Below are 18,542 nucleotides of genomic sequence, written 5' to 3' on the forward strand. Positions count from 1 at the left end.
TGTTAGATGTTAGATGTTAGATGTTAGATGTTAGATGTTAGATGTTAGATGTTAGATGTTAGATGTTAGATGTTAGATGTTAGAAAGCTAAAATTTTTACATAAAAAAGCCATCTCAAAGAGATGGCTTTTTTATATTATTTTTATAAATTCGATTATAAATCTTTCGCTTCCATAATCAATTCAGCTAAGTCTTTTACCATAACCGTTGATTCTTTTTCGAAGTGTTTTACACCGTCTGTCATCATTGTATTACAAAATGGACAACCTGTTGCGATAATGTGCGGCTCTTTCTCTAAAGCCTCTTCTGTACGTTCTACATTGATGTCTTTGTTTCCTTTTTCTGGTTCTTTGAACATCTGCGCTCCACCAGCACCACAACATAATCCACGTGTTTTGCAACGTTTCATTTCGACTAATTCGGCATCTAATTTTTCGATTAATTCGCGAGGCGCTTCGTACACATCGTTACCGCGACCTAAATAACAAGGATCGTGGAAAGTGATTCGTCTTCCTTTGAACGTTTCAGAACCTTCTAATTTCAATTTACCTTCGTTGATTAACTGCTGTAAATATTGAGAATGATGCAAAACTTCATACTCTCCACCTAAACTTGGATATTCATTTTTCAACGTATTGAAACAATGTGGACAAGTTGTAACGATCTTTTTCACTTCGTAAGCATTCAGAACTTCAATATTCATCATAGCTTGCATTTGGAAAACAAATTCGTTACCAGCACGCTTTGCAGGATCACCTGTACACGATTCTTCTGTTCCTAAAACGGCGAATTCTACGCCAATATTATTTAAAATTTTAACGAATGCTCGTGTTATTTTTTTAGCTCTGTCATCAAAACTTCCGGCGCAACCAACCCAAAACAAAACTTCTGGTTGTTTGCCTTCGGCCATATATTGAGCCATTGTTTTAACTGTAATATTTGACATATTTTTTTGTAGTCTTTGTGTTATTTGAATGGATTTAGTTTAATGTTTTCCATCATCAAAAACTTGAATCGAAACATTTTTTTCAACCAAATCTGTAAATTTACCATTGTATCGTGTCGCTTTTACTAAATGGTTGTCAACCCAATGATAATTTCCTCCACGAGGTTTTCCCATTAAAAGTCCATGGTATTTGAAACCATGTTTTTTCAACCAAATTTCTGTGTACTCACGATGTTCTTCTGTACGTGATGTAAAAAATGTGATAATATGTCCTTCGTCGTACCATTTGTTTAATGTTTCTAAAGCATCTGGATATAATTCTGCTGTTAGCATACGTTCTGGTTCTTCGTTTGGAATATCATCGCAAATTGTTCCATCAATGTCAATTAAATAATTTTTAACATTTTCTGGTAAAATAGGACTTACTCTTTCTCCGTTTTCAATTTTTTCCTCTAAGAAATTTTCCATGTGTGCTGTGTTTGTGTGTTATGTACAAAAATTAATAGTTCTTTGAGAATGAGTAATTGTATTTTACAATTTTAATCGTTTGCCCAATTCAATCTATCCGCATTGTTAAATTGCCAAGGAGCTCCATTGTTTTCGACATTTGTCATCATCATGTTCAACTCGTTTGGTGCAGCAGATTGTTCCATTACCAAATAACGACGTAAATCAACAATAATTGATAACGGATCGATATTTACTGGACAAGCCTGTGTACATGCATTACAAGATGTACATGCCCATAATTCTTCTGGTGAAATGTAATCGTTGACAAGCATTTTACCATCATCCACAAAACTTCCGTTTGCATCGATGTTTTTACTTACTTCTTCTAAACGATCACGAGTATCCATCATAATTTTTCGAGGAGATAATTTTTTCCCTGTCAAATTTGCTGGACATTCAGATGTACAACGCCCACACTCCGTACATGTGTAGGCATTCAATAATTGTACTCTGTTTAAATCAAAAATATCTTTTGCTCCAAATGTTTCTGGCTCTCCCTGTGGTTCGGCAGGTGCTGCGTAAGGATCTGCATTTGGATCCATCATCATTTTTACCTCATCTGTTACAGATTGTAAATTATTGAATTCTCCTTTTGGTTCTAACTTAGAAAACCATGTATTTGGAAAAGCCAAAATGATGTGTAAATGTTTTGAATAATACAAATAATTTAAGAAAAAGAAAATTCCGATGATATGAAACCACCAAGCTGCTCTTTCTATAATTGTAATAAATGTGATGTCGTTGAATTGACTAATAATTGGTGCTGTTAACCAAGAAGAAATTGGAAAAGATCCTGTTTCGATATAATGAGGTGCACCCATTTTTTGTAACACTTGATCTGCACCATTCATTGTAAATAAAGCCAACATAAATGCAACCTCCATAATTAGGATATAATTAGCATCGTCTTTTGCCCAGCCTTTCATTTCTGGTTTCCAAAAACGTCCAACTTTTACAAAGTTTCTTCTACAGAAGAAAATGATACACGAAACCATCACCAAAAAGGCTAAAATCTCGAAAAACCCTATCATTCCGTTATAGAAACCTCCTAAGAAACTTAGAATACGGTGTGTTCCGAATACACCATCGATGATAATTTCTAATACTTCGATATTGATTAAAACAAATCCTACATAAACAAAAACATGTAGAATACCAGCAAGAGGACGAACAGTCATTTTACCTTGTCCTAAAGCCACACGAGCCATCGTTTTCCACCTTTCCGCAGGATGATCGAAACGATCTATTTCTTTCCCTAATTTGATGTTACGTATAAGTTTCTTTACGTTTTGCGCAAAGAACCAAATACTTCCTATCATAATTAGAAGAAAGATTACATTTGGAATGTACTTCATCATTTTTTATTAGTCTTTTTGTGAGTTTTGAGTATTTAAATTTTAGTTTTGATTTTATGGCTGAACTGGTTGCTTTTTACCAAAAACAGAGATGTTCACATAACGACTTGGGTTTTTCTTTAAGTCTGTTACCAATTCATTCATATTTTTGATTGTTGCTTCAAGTTCGTTAGCAAGCGTTTCATCTTTTGCTAATTTTCCTAAAGAACCTTTTCCATTATTCATATCTTCTAACAATGTATTTAAGTTTTTAGACGCATTTTCAAAATTCTTAATCACTTGATCTAATTCTAACGCGTTTAATTTATCCGCAGTTTTTCCAAATTTGTCAACCGTAGCTTTTGCAGAAGCCATTGTAGCACTTGCATTGTTAAGCGTTGTGTTCAATGTCTTTTCGTTTGTTTTGATCAAATTATTTGCACTATTTGATGTTGCAGTCAACGATTGCGCTGTTTTGTCGAACGAATCAATTGTATGATTCAAGTTTCTCAACATTGCTTTAATATCTTGTTGAGTTGACGGATCCAAAACATTGTTTACACTTCCTAATGTTTGATTAAAACTTAATAAAACACTATCTAACTTTGCTTGTGTTGGCGTTAATTGTTTCGTCAAACCATCTAACATTCCGCCTGCAATACGACCTTGTAAATAATCACCATCTTTTGCTACATCTGGTCCATAGTCTAATAAAAGTCTAACTTCTGGTCCAGACATAATTCCTGGTTCGTAAATTTCTGCAATTGTTTTTTTCGAAAATTGAATATCTTTTTCGACAGAAATCACGACTTCAAAATAGATAGGTTTTGCAGTATCTATAATTTTAATTTCTTTCACCTGACCAACTCTCAAACCGTTTACAGAAACAGGTTTAGAAGGAGCTAATCCGCTTACATTTTCGTATTTTACAGTAAACAAACGTCCTGATGAAAAAATATTTTGACCTTTTAAGAAATTGAATAGCATGAAAAAACCTACTAAGGTTAAGATGGTAACAACTCCTATTTTTAATTCTTTAGATAACTTCACTTGTTATGATTTTATGCAAAAATAAAATTTAATTTGTAAAGAAACATTTTATATTACGTTTACATTGGTTCTTCACCATTAAATGTAACGATAAAGGCGTTTCTAAAACCTTTGTCTTGTACTTGTTTCAATGTTTTTTGAGCAGATTCCATTGTTTTATCAGAGCCATAATAATATTTCTGAAGTCCACCTTCTTTTACTCGCAACACATTTGTCAATCCATTAAATTTTTCGTCTTTGTCTTTATATTTTTTATTTGATGTCATAAACTGAACACGATAATTTTTACCACCTTCTAATTTTTTATTCGTTTCAAATTCTACAATTTTTGCACCAGAAAATCCTTTACGTTTTACCGTTTGCAACAAATCATCTGCACGAGATTGTAAATCTGTTTCTCCGTAATAATACACGTAATTATCACCTTCCTGAATTACATCTAAATCTGTTAAACCTCTTAATTGCGGCGAAGTTGAAGAAAATTTCATTTTAGACTCCATTACCCTTACCTTCAATTTTTTTCCTTCTACAGGTTTTTCAACTTTTTTAACTGGTTTAGGTTTTTCGTCCTCGTCCTCTACTCCACTTCTACGATCATATTCTTTTTTGAATTGTTTAAAAGCTTCATAAATTGTAGTCGTCGTTTTATCTTTTCCTTCGTCTGATGCTAAAAATGTTCCTTCATCATAATTCGAAATAAATCCTAACTCTACCAAAACAGAAGGAGAAGCATTTCCTCTCAACACGTGAAAATTTGCTTGTTTAACACCTCTACTTTTTCTGAAATCACGATTTACGAAACCTTTTTCTACCAAATCTGCAAAACGAATAGATTGTTCTTTATAAGCTGCATTCATAATCTCAAAAGCGATAACCGCTTCCGGATCATTTGGATTAAATTTTTCGTAACGTTCTTGATCTTTCTCTAAAAACACAACCGAGTTTTCACGTTTAGAAACTTCATCTGTTTCGTTAGATCGTTTCAATCCCATTACAAATGTTTCTGTTCCTGTTGCGCTTTTGTTATCAGCCGAATTACAGTGAATCGAGACAAATAAATTCGCATGATTATCATTTGAAATTCGTGTACGTTCCCATAATTCTAAAAAAATATCTGTATCACGTGTTAAAACAACTTTAACATCTTTGTGATTTTTCTTAATTAACTCCGCTAATCTTTTCGAAACATCTAACGTGATATTCTTTTCATAATCAGCGACTCCCCTTGCTCCAGCATCATGTCCACCATGACCAGCATCAATAACAATTACAAAATTTTGCTTTTTTTGTGCAAATGAAAATGTAGAAAATACCATCATCATCGCAAAAAATAAATACTTTTGTATGTTAATCATTTTTAAACTCATACTATAGGTTTGTTTTTTTGATTAATTTTGACGCAATTTATAAAAAATAAGTTTTTCAATTTGTTTACAAAGGCAATTAAATCGATTTTATTTTTTAGTCCAGTTATGGTTTGCACCGTTTCTTTTGGACAAGTTAAGCAAAATAATAACGATAAAGATCACTCTAAGATAGTTTCTGATTCTGTAAAATTAGATACTATTATCCCTGTAAAAGAGAAATTAGAGTTTGTGGTAGAGCACAATTCCGAGGACGAAATACATAATCGTAAAAAACGTATGACTTACCTTTTGCGTAAGGCACATGTAGTTTACGGCGATATGACTATTGATGCAGATTATATCGAACTAAATTGGGATACAGGTGATGTATATGCCGAAGGTAAGCGCGATTCTATTGGGAATATTATTGAAAAAACTAAGTTTACACAAGGTCAACAAGAAATTTTGCAAGATGCTTTCAAAGTAAATTTCAAAACGAAAGTTGGAATTGCATATAACATTCGCATGACGCAAGAAGATGGAATCATCATTGCTGATAAAGCGAAGCGTGTCAATGATTCGGTAATGTTGTTAAAACGTGCCGATTTTACAACGGATACTTATTTTAAAGAAGGAAAAGATACTCGACCAGATTATTTTCTTCGCGCCAAAGAAGGAAAAATGATTGATAAAAATGGTAAGAAAACATTAATTACCGGACCTATCAATATGTGGATTTATGACGTACCAACGCCCTTAGCATTGCCATTTGGTTACATCCCAGCGATGGGTGCAAAACGTGCCGCAGGTATTTTGATGCCTCGCCCAGGTGAGCGTACAAATCTTGGTTTCTTTATCGAAGATTTAGGGTTTTATGTTCCATTTGGAGATAATTTTGATTTAAAACTTTCGGGAGATATCTATACAAAAGGTAGTTGGGCTACTAGAGCCGAGTCTACCTATAAAAAACGTTACAAATACAATGGGCGACTTGCAGCGAATGTAGAAAATCGCTTAACTGGTATCAAAGGTCTTACAGAAGGCTCTAATGCCTTTTCTAAACAAAGTATGTTTGGTGTTATGTGGTCACATAGCCAAGATCCGAAAGCAAATCCATATTGGTTATTCAATGCCAATGTTAACTTTTCGAGTTCGAAATATTACCGTGAATCTGTACGAAATCAATACATTAATACTGGACAAGTTTTTACAAACAACGTTAACTCGTCTATTAACTTAACAAAAAACTTTGAGAATGCTCCACTAACAGCTCAGTTGAGTATGTCGCACTCTCAAAATTACAATACTGGAGATATTAACATTGCATTTCCTCGTTTCAACTTGACTATGTCTCGTATTTTCCCGTTTGCAAAGAAAAATATGCCAAAAGAAGGTTTAATTCAGAATCTTGGTTTAACGTATAGTATGCAAGCTGGAAATGAAGTTAACACCAACGACAAAGACATCTTTACAGACAAAATGTGGAAAGATCAAATGCGAATGGGTGCGAATCACAAAATTGGTTTGCAGACAGGTATTACACTTGCTAATTATTTCCCATTAACACTTTCTTCTGACTATAATGAAGTTTGGGGTGATAATCGTTTGATTAAAAATTACAATTCTGTTAACGGAAAAATAGAGGACACAACATTGAAAGGATTCAATTCATATCGAACATTTAATTTCAATGCTTCTGTTTCAACTAATATTTATGGATTATATCTTAATCCAAATAAAGATGCTAAGATTTTAGGAATTCAGCACGTGATTACACCATCTATTGGTTATAGTTATACGCCGGATTTCCAAAGTCAATCTTGGGGATATTACAAAGCTTATCAAAACCAAAATCAAGAAGAAGTTTGGTACAATCAATATCAAAACATGTTGTATGGTGTATCAATTCCTGGTTTGACAAATTCATTAAACTTTGGAATTTCGAACAACTTAGAGATGAAAGTAAAAGATGCAAATGACCCGAAAGGTTTCAAAAAAGTAAAGATATTTGAATATTTACGTTTGAGTTCATCTTATAACTTCTCTGCAGATGAATTTAAACTTTCTCCAATCAGTATTAACGGAATGACATCTTTGTTTGATAGAAAAGTAAACGTACAATTTTCGTCAACTGTTAATCCATATAAAATTCAACGTTACATGAATGCTGAAGGAAGTGAAGTTGCTCAATACATTGATGAACTTGGCTTAGGAAATCTTCGTATTTCGAATATGACATTAGGAACTGGTTATACATTTGACAATAGTACATTTGGCGGAAAACGTTTCGATGCCAAGAACTATAAAAAACGTGGAACAGTTCGTGATGAAAATTTCTATTATGACAGCGATAATTATGCGCAATTTGCTATTCCTTGGAGTTTAACAGCTAATTTAAGTTATAATTATAGCAAAGGAACAGAACGAAAAGGAAGTAGCACAGGTTCTATTGCAATGAATGGTAAAATTTCGCCAACACCATATTGGGCAATTTCTGCAAATGCAACTTACGATTTCATCAAAAGTGAAATAACTTATGTACGTTTTGGTTTTGAAAGAGATTTACGAAGCTTTACCTTATCATTCAACTGGACACCAATGGGAACATATAAAAGTTATGATTTCTTTATCGGAATCAAAGCATCAATCTTACAAGATTTAAAATACAACGATAGATCAAGACTTAATTACTAAAAAAATATTAATATGAAAAAACAAATCGTTCATACAGAAAAAGCACCACAAGCAATTGGACCTTATTCACAAGGTGTAAAATACAACGGATTTATTTACACATCAGGACAAATTCCTTTTAATGTAGAAAAAAATGAATTGGTTACAACAGGTATTCAAGATGAAGTTCATCAAGTAATGAAAAATGTAATTGCAATTTTAGAAGCTGGCGGAACAACAATTGACCAAGTTGTAAAAACAACAATTTTTGTTAAGGATTTGAATGATTTCAACGCAGTTAACGAAGTTTATGCTTCTTATTTTAATGACGAAAATTATCCTGCACGCGAATGTGTAGAAGTTGCTCGTTTACCACGCGACGTAAATGTTGAAATTTCTGTAATCGCTATTGCAGACTAATAAAATATTATGCTAAAAGACAAAACTGTATTAAGAAACACAATTGCTGTAATAGTAGGATTAGCTGTTATCTACGCTATCATACAATTTGGTCTTATATACAACGCGGATAGATTGGGATGGGACAACAAAGTTTTTCCGGAATGGAGACACATCATCAAATACTTTTCGCACCAAGAAGGAAAAAAATTCGAAGTTCAATTTTTTGGATCAATGCTCGCAATTAGTGGAATTGCAGCTTTAGTTGGAGGTGTTATAACAGCACTTATCGTAAGAAGAGCTAAACAAGCTTACACGATGTTTGTAGGTTTTATTGTGTTAATCGTTGCATTAGGCGACGTTCTTATCACGCCTTATCACCCAACTTGGTACGAAATTGCGATCTGTCCAGTTTTATTCTTTTCATCATGGATTGGAGGTTTAATTGTAGATTTAATTTACAAAAGATTTTTAAAAAAATACAAACCATCCAGCCAATCATATTAAACTAACATTATGTCTGAAAAAGATAGAAAAATTAGAGTTGCCATCTCGATTGGTGATTATAACGGAATCGGAATTGAGGTTATCTTAAAAACCTTACAAGAAAAAGAAATAACAGAGTTTTTTACGCCTGTTATTTTCGGTTCAACCAAATTATTATCGTATCAAAAAGATCGTTTAAAATTTGACCGAATCAATTTTCAAGGTATTCAAGATGCGAATCAAATTGTAGACGGAAAAATCAATGTGGTTAATCTTTGGAAAGATCAAATTGATGTACATTATGGTAAAGTAACCAAAGAAGCTGGTGAACACGCTTATCAATCATTAAAAGCGGCTGCAAAATCTGTTTCAGATGGTTTTACTGATGTTTTGGTAACGGCTCCAATTAATAAAGATAATATTCAGTCCGAAGAATTTCATTTCCCAGGTCATACCGAATATTTAGGAGAAATTTGGGGAGGAAAACCTTTGATGTTCTTAGTTTCAGAAAAATTGAGAGTTGGTTTAGTAACGCAACATATTCCAATTAGCGAAGTTGCAAAACAAATTAATCCAAAATCTGTTTATGCAAAAATTCAACAAATTCATAAAAGTTTGATTGAAGATTACGCCATCGAAAAACCAAAAATTGCAGTTTTAGGTCTTAATCCTCATGCAGGTGACAATGGTCTGTTAGGATCAGAAGAAAAAGAAATTATTTCGCCAGTTATCGAGCGTTGCATTAACGAAAATCAATTAGTTTTTGGACCTTATTCGGCAGATAGTTTTTTCAATCCAAGTAATTTAGACGCTTTTGATGCGGTTTTGGCCATGTATCACGATCAAGGATTGGTGGCATTCAAAACAATTAGTTTTGATGAAGGCGTTAATTATACAGCTGGATTAAAATTTGTACGAACTTCGCCAGATCATGGTGTGGCTTACGACATCGCAGGAAAAGGAATTGCAAACGAAGAATCATTTAAGGAAGCTATTTTTTCAGCGATCGAATTATATAAAAATCGAAACGAATACCAAGAGCTAACAAAAAATGTATTGCAACATATCCATCTAAAATTAGAAAAAGGCGATAATAAAGAATAAAAATTTAAAATAAGTTGCAAAGAGCTATTAATTTTAAATAAATTAGATTATCTTTGCACACCTTTTTGTGGTATGGACAAGTTAAAAAATTATAATATTGTATTTACAAGCTTGCCTTTTGGTAAGAGTGATTTTACATTCGAATTATCACAATCGTTCTTTGATTTATTTGAAATTGAGCAAGATTTTGACAATCCTAATTTAATTGCAACAATTATTTTAGATAAAAAATCAACAATGCTTGAGTTAGAAATCAGTTTAAAAGGAGACATTACAGTCCCTTGTGATTTGACTGGAGAATTGTTTCAACAAGAAATTTCAAATAATGCAGAATTAATTGTTAAATTTGGAAACGAGTTTGACGATACTGATTTTGAAATGTGGGTAATTCCAAGAGAGGAATACCAAATCAACGTTGCGCAAGTTCTTTATGAATTGGCAATGTTATCAGTACCAACAAAACGAATTCATCCCGATGTCTTGAATGGCAAAAGCGATTCTGAAATGATTGAATTGTTAGACCAATACAGCATTTACGAATTAGACGAAGATGAAGAATACGAGCATTACGATGAAGACAACAACAATGATGACGATGACGATAATAACGACATTGATCCTCGTTGGGCAAAATTGAAAGATTTGAAACCTTAATTGGTTTTTATTATTAAAATAAATTATAGAAATAAAGAAAAAAAAGTAGTTAGATATGGCACATCCTAAGAGAAGACAGTCGTCAACAAGAAGAGATAAACGTAGAACACACTACAAAATCGAAGCTCCACAATTAGCAATCGATAAAACAACAGGTGAAGCACATTTATATCACAGAGCTCACTGGTCTGACGGAAAATTATACTACAAAGGTAAAGTAGTATTAGAGAAAGTACAAGAAGTTACTGAATAATATAATCTTCGAAAGATTTTGAAGCTGTTTCTAAAAAGAAACAGCTTTTTTTATTTTTTTTTCAATACCTTTGAAATCGTTTTATAAAAAACAAACATAAAAGGTCAAATAAAAAACCGCATTATATGGACATTAAAGACATTCAAAATTTAATTAGATTCGTATCAAAAGCAGAAGTTGCTGAAGTAAGCATCAAACAAGATGACATCGAAATCAAAATCAAAACTTTAGCAAGCGTACCTGCACAAGTTGCATCTCAACAAATTTATGTACCACAAGCTCCTGTAGCTCCAATTGCCGCTCCTCAAGCGTCAGCAGCTGCACCAGCAAATAACTCTACAACATCAACAGAAGAAGAAAATAGTAATTTAATTACAGTTAAATCTCCTATGATTGGTACTTTCTACCGTGCTGCAGGACCAGGTAAAGAACCTTTTATTAATGTAGGTGATGCTATTGCTCCAGGTAAAGTTTTATGTATTGTTGAAGCAATGAAGCTATTCAACGAAATCGAATCAGAAGTTTCTGGAAAAATTGTAAAAATCTTAGTGGACGACGCTAGTCCAGTTGAGTACGATCAACCATTATTCTTAGTTGATCCAGCTTAATCAATTACATCTAAAAAATTATGTTTAAAAAGATATTAATCGCTAATAGAGGTGAAATTGCAATGCGTATTATACGTACTGCAAAAGAAATGGGAATCAAAACGGTTGCCGTTTACTCTAAAGCAGACGAGACTTCATTACACGTACGTTTCGCTGACGAAGCTGTGTGTATTGGTCCTGCTCCAAGTAAAGATTCGTACCTAAAAATGGCTAACATCATCGCGGCTGCAGAAATTACTGACGCGGATGCTATTCACCCAGGTTACGGGTTTTTATCTGAAAACTCAACTTTTTCTAAAATCTGTGCTTCTAACGGAATCAAATTCATCGGTGCTTCTGCAGAAAATATCGAGCGTATGGGAGATAAAGCCAATGCGAAAGCTACTATGAAAGAAGCTGGTGTTCCTGTAGTACCAGGTTCTGATGGTTTATTAGAAAGCTATGAGCAAGCCTTAGAAGTTGCGCGCGAAATTAAATACCCAGTTATGATGAAAGCTACTGCCGGTGGTGGTGGTAAAGGTATGCGTGCAATTTGGAAAGAAGAAGATTTATTACACGCATGGGAATCTGCTCGTACAGAAGCTGCTGCAGCTTTTGGTAACGACGGAATGTATATGGAAAAATTAATCGAAGAACCACGTCATATCGAGATTCAAGTTGCAAGTGACCAAAACGGTAAAGCTTGTCACTTATCAGAACGTGACTGTTCTATTCAACGTCGTAATCAAAAATTAGCAGAAGAAACCCCTTCTCCAATCATGACAGACGAATTACGTCAACGTATGGGAGATGCAGCAGTTAAAGCTTGTGAATATATAGGTTATGAAGGTGTTGGCACAATTGAATTCTTAGTTGACAAACACGGAGATTTCTACTTTATGGAAATGAATACTCGTATCCAAGTAGAGCATCCAATTACTGAGCAAGTAACAGGTTTCGATTTAATTCGTGAACAAATTATGTTAGCGGATGGTGAGCCAATCTCTGGTCAAAACTATTATCCAAACGGACATTCTATCGAGTGTCGTATCAATGCAGAAGATCCTTATAACGACTTCCGCCCTTCTCCAGGGAAAATTACAAATATTAATATTCCTGGTGGTAACGGTGTTCGTGTTGATACACACGTTTATGCTGGATATACAATTCCACCAAATTACGATTCTATGATTGCAAAAATCATTGTTACTGCACAAACGCGTGAAGAAGCAATAGCAAAAATGAAACGTGCGTTAGGGGAATTTTATATCGAAGGTATCAAAACAACGATTCCTTTCCACTTACAGTTGATGGATAATCCAGATTTTATCGCGGGTAATTACACAACTAAATTTATGGAGGATTTTGTTTTTGACGAATCTTACGCAAATTACGGAGAATTATAAGAAATTAAATTTTCGAAATATTGAAAATCCAGAACGTATATTCTGGATTTTTTTATGTCATTGTGTCAGCAAAAATCAAATGGCTTAATTGTTGAAAATATCACCTCAGAAAAGTAGTAAATAATCAATTCAATCATTCCATCTAAAATCAAAATATCAAGTATTTGATAAGATTCCATCCGAATTGTTAATTTATAGTGAATGAATTGATTGTAATATTACTTTTTACTATTAAAAATCATTAATAATTTATACATTTGCACTCCAAATTTAAGGTAGATGAATATTACTAAAAATACAACAGACAAATTAAACGCAGTATTAACTGTAACTGTTGATAAGGCAGATTATCAAGAAAAAGTAGTTGATGTATTAAACCAATACAGAAAAACAGCTAACATCAAAGGTTTCCGTAAAGGACAAGTTCCTATGAGCTTTGTAAAAAAACAATACGAACAAGCTGTTGTTTTTGATACAGTTAACGAAATTTTACAAAAAAGTGTATCTGAATACATCAACACAGAAAAATTATCAATCTTAGGAAATCCAGTTCCAGTAATGAAAGATGTTGATTGGGATGCTGATCAATTATCATTTGATTTCGAATTAGGATTAGCTCCAGAATTTGATGTTGATTTATCTAAAGTAGAAGTTGACAGCTACAAAGTAAAAGTTGCTGACGACGAAATCCAAAAATATGTAGATAATTTCGCTGCTCGTTTTGGATCATTAAAATCTTTAACTGAAGCTGAAGCTGAAGCTGTATTGAAAGTAGAAGCTGCTGTAGAAGGACAAGAAGCTAAACCAACATTTATCCGTTTAGAAGAATTGAAAGATGCTTCTGCATTTATCGGTAAAAAAGCTGGTGATGTTGTAGAAGTAAATTCTAACGATATTTTTGACACTGCTGAAGAAGCTGCACAACAATTGAACACAGAAGTTTCTGAAGAAGGAACTAACGTTACGTATACAATCAAAGAAATTAACAAAGCTGAAAAAGCTGAAGTTAATCAAGAATTATTTGATAAAGTTTATGGAGAAGGAGCTGTAGATTCAGAAGAAGCTTTCCGTAACAAAATCAAAGAAGAGTCAGAAAACATGTACAACAAAGAATCTGACAAACAAATTATCAATGATGTTGTAGCTAAATTATTAGATACAGTTCAATTTGATTTACCAACAGAATTTTTAACAAAATGGTTAATCACTTCTAACGAAAATGTAACTTCTGAAGAGCAAGCGAAAGAAGAATTGGTAAAAATGGACAAAGGTTTACGTTACCAATTAATCGAAGCTAAAATTGCTGAAGTTAACAATGTAGAAGTAAATGCTGAGGAAGTAAAAGAAGCTGCTTTTGCTGCAATCAAAGATCAATTAAAAATGTACGGTCAAACTTCTATTCCAGAAGAAACATTACAACAAATTGCAATGTCTGCTTTACAGAATCAAGAAGAATACAACCGTTTATCATACCAAGTGTTTACAGACAAAATGTTAGACATCTTCAAAAACAATGTAAAATTGAACGAGAAAGAAGTAACATTTGACGAGTTTGTTGACATTATTACAGAAAAAAATAAAGAATTAGCAGAAGCTTAATCACTTCTAAAAAATTCTTTATACCTTTCATTTAAAATCTAAATTTAATAATGAAAAACGTAGGAGAAGAATTTAAAAAATATGCGCTGTTAGACAAAGGAATTAGCTCTTTACATATGGAGAGTTACATCCAAAATACAACGCCTTACATCGTTGAAGAAAGAAAATTGAACGTTGCACAAATGGACGTTTTCTCTCGTTTGATGATGGATAGAATCATCTTTTTAGGAACAGGAATCGATGATCAAATTGCAAATATTATTCAAGCACAATTATTGTTCTTAGAAAGTGTAGATGCAACAAAAGATATTCAGATTTATGTTAACTCACCAGGTGGTGGTGTTTATGCAGGATTAGGAATTTACGACACAATGCAGTTAGTAAAACCAGATGTTGCAACAATTTGTACAGGAATGGCAGCTTCTATGGGAGCAGTTTTATTATGTGCAGGTGCAGCAGGAAAACGTTCAGCACTTAAACATTCTCGCGTGATGATTCATCAACCTTTAGGAGGTGCTCAAGGACAAGCAACTGATATGGAAATTACATTGAAGGAAATCTTGAAATTAAAAAAAGAATTATACGACATTCTTGCAACTCATTCTGGTCAAACTTTCGAGCAAATCGAAAAAGATGGTGAACGTGATTACTGGATGACTTCACAAGAAGCAAAAGAATATGGAATGATTGACGAAGTTTTATTGCCTCGTAAATAATTTTAAATTCAATAAAAATACAAAAAAAGGATACTCAACTTATTGAGTATCCTTTTTCGTTTACAAATACTTAAAAATTTGTAAAACAATAAGAAAGAAACATAAAAAACAATAATCTAAAATAAGATAACTTCATCCTTTATTTTACCATAATTTATACTGATAGAAATTAACAAATAAATATTTTCTATCTAAAAGAAAATAAATACCTTTGCATCTTAATTAAGTATAGAAAATTGGAAGAAAATAAGTGCTCTTTTTGCGGAAAAAGCAGAAACGAAGTAAATATTTTAGTGTCTGGAATCGACGGTAATATTTGTGATAATTGCATAGAACAAGCTCATGGTATAGTTTTAGAAGAATCGAAATTTAACGAAAATAACGATTTGATAAAACCATTAACGCTAAAATCTCCGAAAGAAATTAAAGAGTTTTTAGATGATTACGTGATTGGCCAAGACCAGGCAAAAAAAATATTGTCGGTTGCCGTATACAACCATTACAAAAGAATATTACTAGACAAAGAAAATGATGTAGAGATTGATAAATCGAACGTTATTTTAGTTGGAGAAACAGGAAGTGGAAAAACATTATTAGCTAAAACAATTGCTAAGTTATTAAATGTTCCGTTTGCAATAGTTGATGCAACTGTACTTACAGAAGCTGGATATGTAGGAGAAGATGTAGAAAGTATTTTGACGCGTCTTTTACAATCTGCTGATTATAATGTAGAGCTTGCCGAAAAAGGAATCGTATTTATTGATGAAATAGATAAAATTGCACGTAAAAGTGACAATCCATCTATTACACGTGATGTTTCTGGAGAAGGTGTACAACAAGCTTTGCTTAAAATTTTAGAAGGAACTATTGTTAACGTGCCACCGAAAGGGGGACGTAAGCATCCTGATCAAAAATTTATAGAAGTTAATACAAAAGATATTTTATTTGTGGCTGGCGGAGCTTTTTCTGGAATAGAAAAACACATCGCAGATCGTTTGAAGAAACACGTAATTGGTTTCAAGAACGAAGATCACAAAGAAATAGAAAATCTTTTGGATGAAGTAAATGCACAAGATTTGAAAAACTTTGGTATCATTCCAGAATTAATTGGACGTTTACCAATTATTACTTATCTTAAAGCATTAGATAAAGAAGCGATGAAAGCTATTTTGACAGAACCAAAAAACTCTCTGATGAAACAATATACAAAACTTTTTGCCTTAGATGGAAAAGAGCTTGTAGTGACGGACGAAACCCTAAATAAAATTGTAGACCGTGCCAATGAATTGGGTTTAGGAGCTCGAGGATTACGAGCAGTTACGGAAGAAATCTTTACTGATTTAATGTATAACATTAAAGATTTACCAGAAAAAGTTATAATATAATCTGTTGAATAGTAACTTATTAATAAATATTTTTATATTTGTAATAAAATTATTATTTAATTTAATAGAAACCTACCAAAAATAACATAATTTATGAAAAAGAATCTACTTGCTTTAGTCGCACTTGCTTAGGTCTATAGTGATTCTACACAATATAAATATATAAAAGATAGCTGACGATAAAATTAATAATCGCTTAGAATTCTATTGGAATCAATCACCAAAAACACTAGATATAAATGATTTGAATAAGCTACTATTTATATAGAAATAATGGAGGTCATTTTGTTAAATTTGAGCAAAGTAATACAACTGCTAATATTTCAATTTTTAATTTAATTGGACGTCAAATATTTTATAAAACAATATTTCTACAAATACAGATTATAATTTAAATATTAATAATATTCCAACCTTATATTTGGTTAAGATTGTATATTAAGATGGTGAAACTTTAACGAAGAAAACCATTAACAAATAAAACTAGCCATGAAAAAATTATTGAAAATTAACTTGTTTTTTTTATTTGTTTTCATTATTAATGTATCTGTTAACGCCCAACCTACAAATCCTTTATTCAGATTGGAAAAATTGTAATATGAACGGAGATAATACAGGAAATAGGGATGGTATTAGAAAAGTATCTATTCATGATTATGCACCTTTTTTAATTGTTACAGCTGTAACAATTGCAGGAATAGATTCATATGAACAAAGACTAATAATTAAAAAATAAATTCATACTTTTAAACCTCAATCAATAGATTGAGGTTTTTTTATATCAAACAAACTATGAAAAATAAATTTATACTGCCGCTTGTTGTTTTAGGAAGTTCTGTCTTTGGGCAGTTTAATGTTTCTGGGCAAATAGAAAATTATGCAAATAAACCTGTTTTGGTTAAAATTTTCGACAATGCCGAAATGAAATTAATCAACAATGCGATTACTGATAACAACGGAAATTTTTCTGTAAAAGTTCCAAAAGAATACAATGGTTTTGTACGTATTGATTTGCCAACAGGTGAAAATCTTTCGTTATTAACTGATAACAAAAATCTAAAATTCAAAACGGTTAGTGGGCAAGAAATATCTACTAAACTTGAAATTTTTGAGGGAAATACACAAAAGGAATACAATAAAGTTTTAGCACTTCAACCATTAAATGAAATTCAGAACCAGGTTTTTCCTTATTTAATGCAAATGTATAAACCAACTGATGAATTTTATACAGCAATGGTAAAAGAAGATAAGCGTATAAAAGAGTTGAAACGTAACGAAAATTTTTCGCCATTAATTACCTATATTAATGAGTTGAATGATTTGAAACAAAAAGCTCAAACAAATAAAGATGCTGAAACGCTAAATGAAATTGTGAATCATTTTGTAAAAGATGATATACGATTGGAGCAATCTGGAATGTTTAATGATTTAGTTTTTGCTTATATTAATGGAAAATTAGCTGCTGCAAACAATCAAGATGTAGAAGGAAATTTAATTGCTGCTACAGACGAAATTTTAGCTAAAACAGATATCAAAACAACAAGAGGTCAAAATGTATTGACAACTATCTTAAACTTTGTTCCTGAAAAAGAATATGCAAATTTTCATAAAAAATATGTAGATAAAGTAAAAAGTTTGACTTCTAATGTAACAGATCAATTGAAAAAGAAAGTGGAAAAAAGCGCTTCTATGCAAGTGGGAAGTAAAGTTCCTAATATCACTTTTCCTCAACCTGTTAATGGGAAAAAATCATTATATGATATCAAAGAAGATCAAAAATTAATTGTTTTCTGGGCTTCTTGGTGTCCTGCTTGTCAACAAGAATTACCGCACATTAAAGAGTTTTACAAGAACTTCAAATCAAAAGGTGGAGAAATTGTTGCTATTTCTTTAGACTATGATCAAACAGCGTTTAACAATGCTACGAAAGAATTACCTTGGTACAATTATACTGATCTTTTGAGATGGGATTCGCCAATCGCGGCAGAATATGGAATAGAATCTACTCCTACTCTAATTTTGGTTGATAAAGACAATAAATTAATTAAGAAAGTTCATCATATTTCTGAGTTAGAAGTATCGAAATAATAACGA

The 18,542-nt window shown here is 32.3% G+C and carries 18 protein-coding genes; 13 read left to right on the forward strand and 5 right to left on the reverse strand.

Annotated features, from left to right (window positions below; translation table 11 throughout):
• Nucleotides 1-154: 154 nt before the first annotated feature.
• From HXZ69_RS00480 to HXZ69_RS00500, 5 genes are all read right to left on the reverse strand, one after another.
• Nucleotides 155-946, reverse strand: a complete 792-nt coding sequence (locus HXZ69_RS00480) for a (Fe-S)-binding protein (protein WP_038332021.1) — start codon at nt 944-946, stop codon at nt 155-157.
• Between the two features lie 39 nt (nt 947-985).
• Nucleotides 986-1,414 (reverse strand): LNS2 domain-containing protein, encoded by a 429-nt coding sequence (locus tag HXZ69_RS00485; RefSeq protein WP_125348737.1) that lies wholly within the window; start codon nt 1,412-1,414, stop codon nt 986-988.
• Between the two features lie 71 nt (nt 1,415-1,485).
• Complete coding sequence (locus HXZ69_RS00490) at nt 1,486-2,811, reverse strand: 4Fe-4S dicluster domain-containing protein (protein ID WP_185144083.1); 1,326 nt, start codon at nt 2,809-2,811, stop codon at nt 1,486-1,488.
• Between the two features lie 54 nt (nt 2,812-2,865).
• Nucleotides 2,866-3,840, reverse strand: a complete 975-nt coding sequence (locus HXZ69_RS00495; protein ID WP_038332017.1) for an MlaD family protein — start codon at nt 3,838-3,840, stop codon at nt 2,866-2,868.
• Nucleotides 3,841-3,899: 59 nt separating this feature from the next.
• Nucleotides 3,900-5,195 carry an N-acetylmuramoyl-L-alanine amidase family protein gene (locus HXZ69_RS00500; protein ID WP_257467976.1) on the reverse strand — a complete coding sequence of 432 codons (1,296 nt, stop codon included), beginning with the start codon at nt 5,193-5,195 and terminating at the stop codon, nt 3,900-3,902.
• Nucleotides 5,196-5,267: 72 nt separating this feature from the next.
• On the opposite strand from HXZ69_RS00500, the gene HXZ69_RS00505 reads away from it, so the two are divergent.
• The 13 genes from HXZ69_RS00505 (at nt 5,268) to HXZ69_RS00565 (ending at nt 18,536) form a co-directional block, all read left to right on the forward strand.
• The gene (locus HXZ69_RS00505; protein ID WP_219033626.1) at nt 5,268-7,880 is read left to right on the forward strand and encodes a putative LPS assembly protein LptD; all 2,613 of its coding nucleotides are present in this window, start codon (nt 5,268-5,270) and stop codon (nt 7,878-7,880) included.
• A gap of 12 nt (nt 7,881-7,892) precedes the next feature.
• Nucleotides 7,893-8,279, forward strand: a complete 387-nt coding sequence (locus tag HXZ69_RS00510; protein WP_125348731.1) for a RidA family protein — start codon at nt 7,893-7,895, stop codon at nt 8,277-8,279.
• Nucleotides 8,280-8,288: 9 nt separating this feature from the next.
• Nucleotides 8,289-8,765 carry a hypothetical protein gene (locus HXZ69_RS00515; protein WP_125348729.1) on the forward strand — a complete coding sequence of 159 codons (477 nt, stop codon included), beginning with the start codon at nt 8,289-8,291 and terminating at the stop codon, nt 8,763-8,765.
• A 9-nt stretch (nt 8,766-8,774) separates the two neighbouring features.
• Nucleotides 8,775-9,848 carry a 4-hydroxythreonine-4-phosphate dehydrogenase PdxA gene (pdxA, locus tag HXZ69_RS00520; protein ID WP_125348727.1) on the forward strand — a complete coding sequence of 358 codons (1,074 nt, stop codon included), beginning with the start codon at nt 8,775-8,777 and terminating at the stop codon, nt 9,846-9,848.
• A 72-nt stretch (nt 9,849-9,920) separates the two neighbouring features.
• Complete coding sequence (locus HXZ69_RS00525) at nt 9,921-10,502, forward strand: YceD family protein (protein WP_125348725.1); 582 nt, start codon at nt 9,921-9,923, stop codon at nt 10,500-10,502.
• Between the two features lie 55 nt (nt 10,503-10,557).
• A complete protein-coding gene (gene rpmF / locus HXZ69_RS00530; RefSeq protein WP_019975824.1) occupies nt 10,558-10,755 on the forward strand; it encodes a 50S ribosomal protein L32 in 198 nt (65 codons plus the stop codon).
• Nucleotides 10,756-10,880: 125 nt separating this feature from the next.
• Nucleotides 10,881-11,363, forward strand: a complete 483-nt coding sequence (accB, locus tag HXZ69_RS00535) for an acetyl-CoA carboxylase biotin carboxyl carrier protein (protein ID WP_125348723.1) — start codon at nt 10,881-10,883, stop codon at nt 11,361-11,363.
• A gap of 20 nt (nt 11,364-11,383) precedes the next feature.
• Nucleotides 11,384-12,748, forward strand: a complete 1,365-nt coding sequence (gene accC, locus HXZ69_RS00540; protein WP_221854334.1) for an acetyl-CoA carboxylase biotin carboxylase subunit — start codon at nt 11,384-11,386, stop codon at nt 12,746-12,748.
• Between the two features lie 279 nt (nt 12,749-13,027).
• A complete protein-coding gene (locus tag HXZ69_RS00545; protein WP_180905001.1) occupies nt 13,028-14,347 on the forward strand; it encodes a trigger factor in 1,320 nt (439 codons plus the stop codon).
• A gap of 50 nt (nt 14,348-14,397) precedes the next feature.
• The gene (gene clpP / locus HXZ69_RS00550; protein ID WP_038331995.1) at nt 14,398-15,063 is read left to right on the forward strand and encodes an ATP-dependent Clp endopeptidase proteolytic subunit ClpP; all 666 of its coding nucleotides are present in this window, start codon (nt 14,398-14,400) and stop codon (nt 15,061-15,063) included.
• A gap of 236 nt (nt 15,064-15,299) precedes the next feature.
• Nucleotides 15,300-16,448, forward strand: coding sequence for an ATP-dependent Clp protease ATP-binding subunit ClpX (gene clpX / locus HXZ69_RS00555; RefSeq protein ID WP_221854332.1), 1,149 nt, complete (start codon nt 15,300-15,302; stop codon nt 16,446-16,448).
• 598 nt (nt 16,449-17,046) lie between these two features.
• Entirely contained in the window at nt 17,047-17,184 is a 138-nt protein-coding gene (locus HXZ69_RS00560) for a hypothetical protein (protein WP_286494681.1), read from the forward strand.
• A 56-nt stretch (nt 17,185-17,240) separates the two neighbouring features.
• A complete protein-coding gene (locus HXZ69_RS00565) occupies nt 17,241-18,536 on the forward strand; it encodes a TlpA family protein disulfide reductase (protein ID WP_286494682.1) in 1,296 nt (431 codons plus the stop codon).
• The last annotated feature ends 6 nt before the right edge of the window (nt 18,537-18,542 follow it).

Source organism: Empedobacter sp. R132-2, assembly GCF_030324375.1.
GTDB classification, from domain to species: domain Bacteria; phylum Bacteroidota; class Bacteroidia; order Flavobacteriales; family Weeksellaceae; genus Empedobacter; species Empedobacter falsenii_B.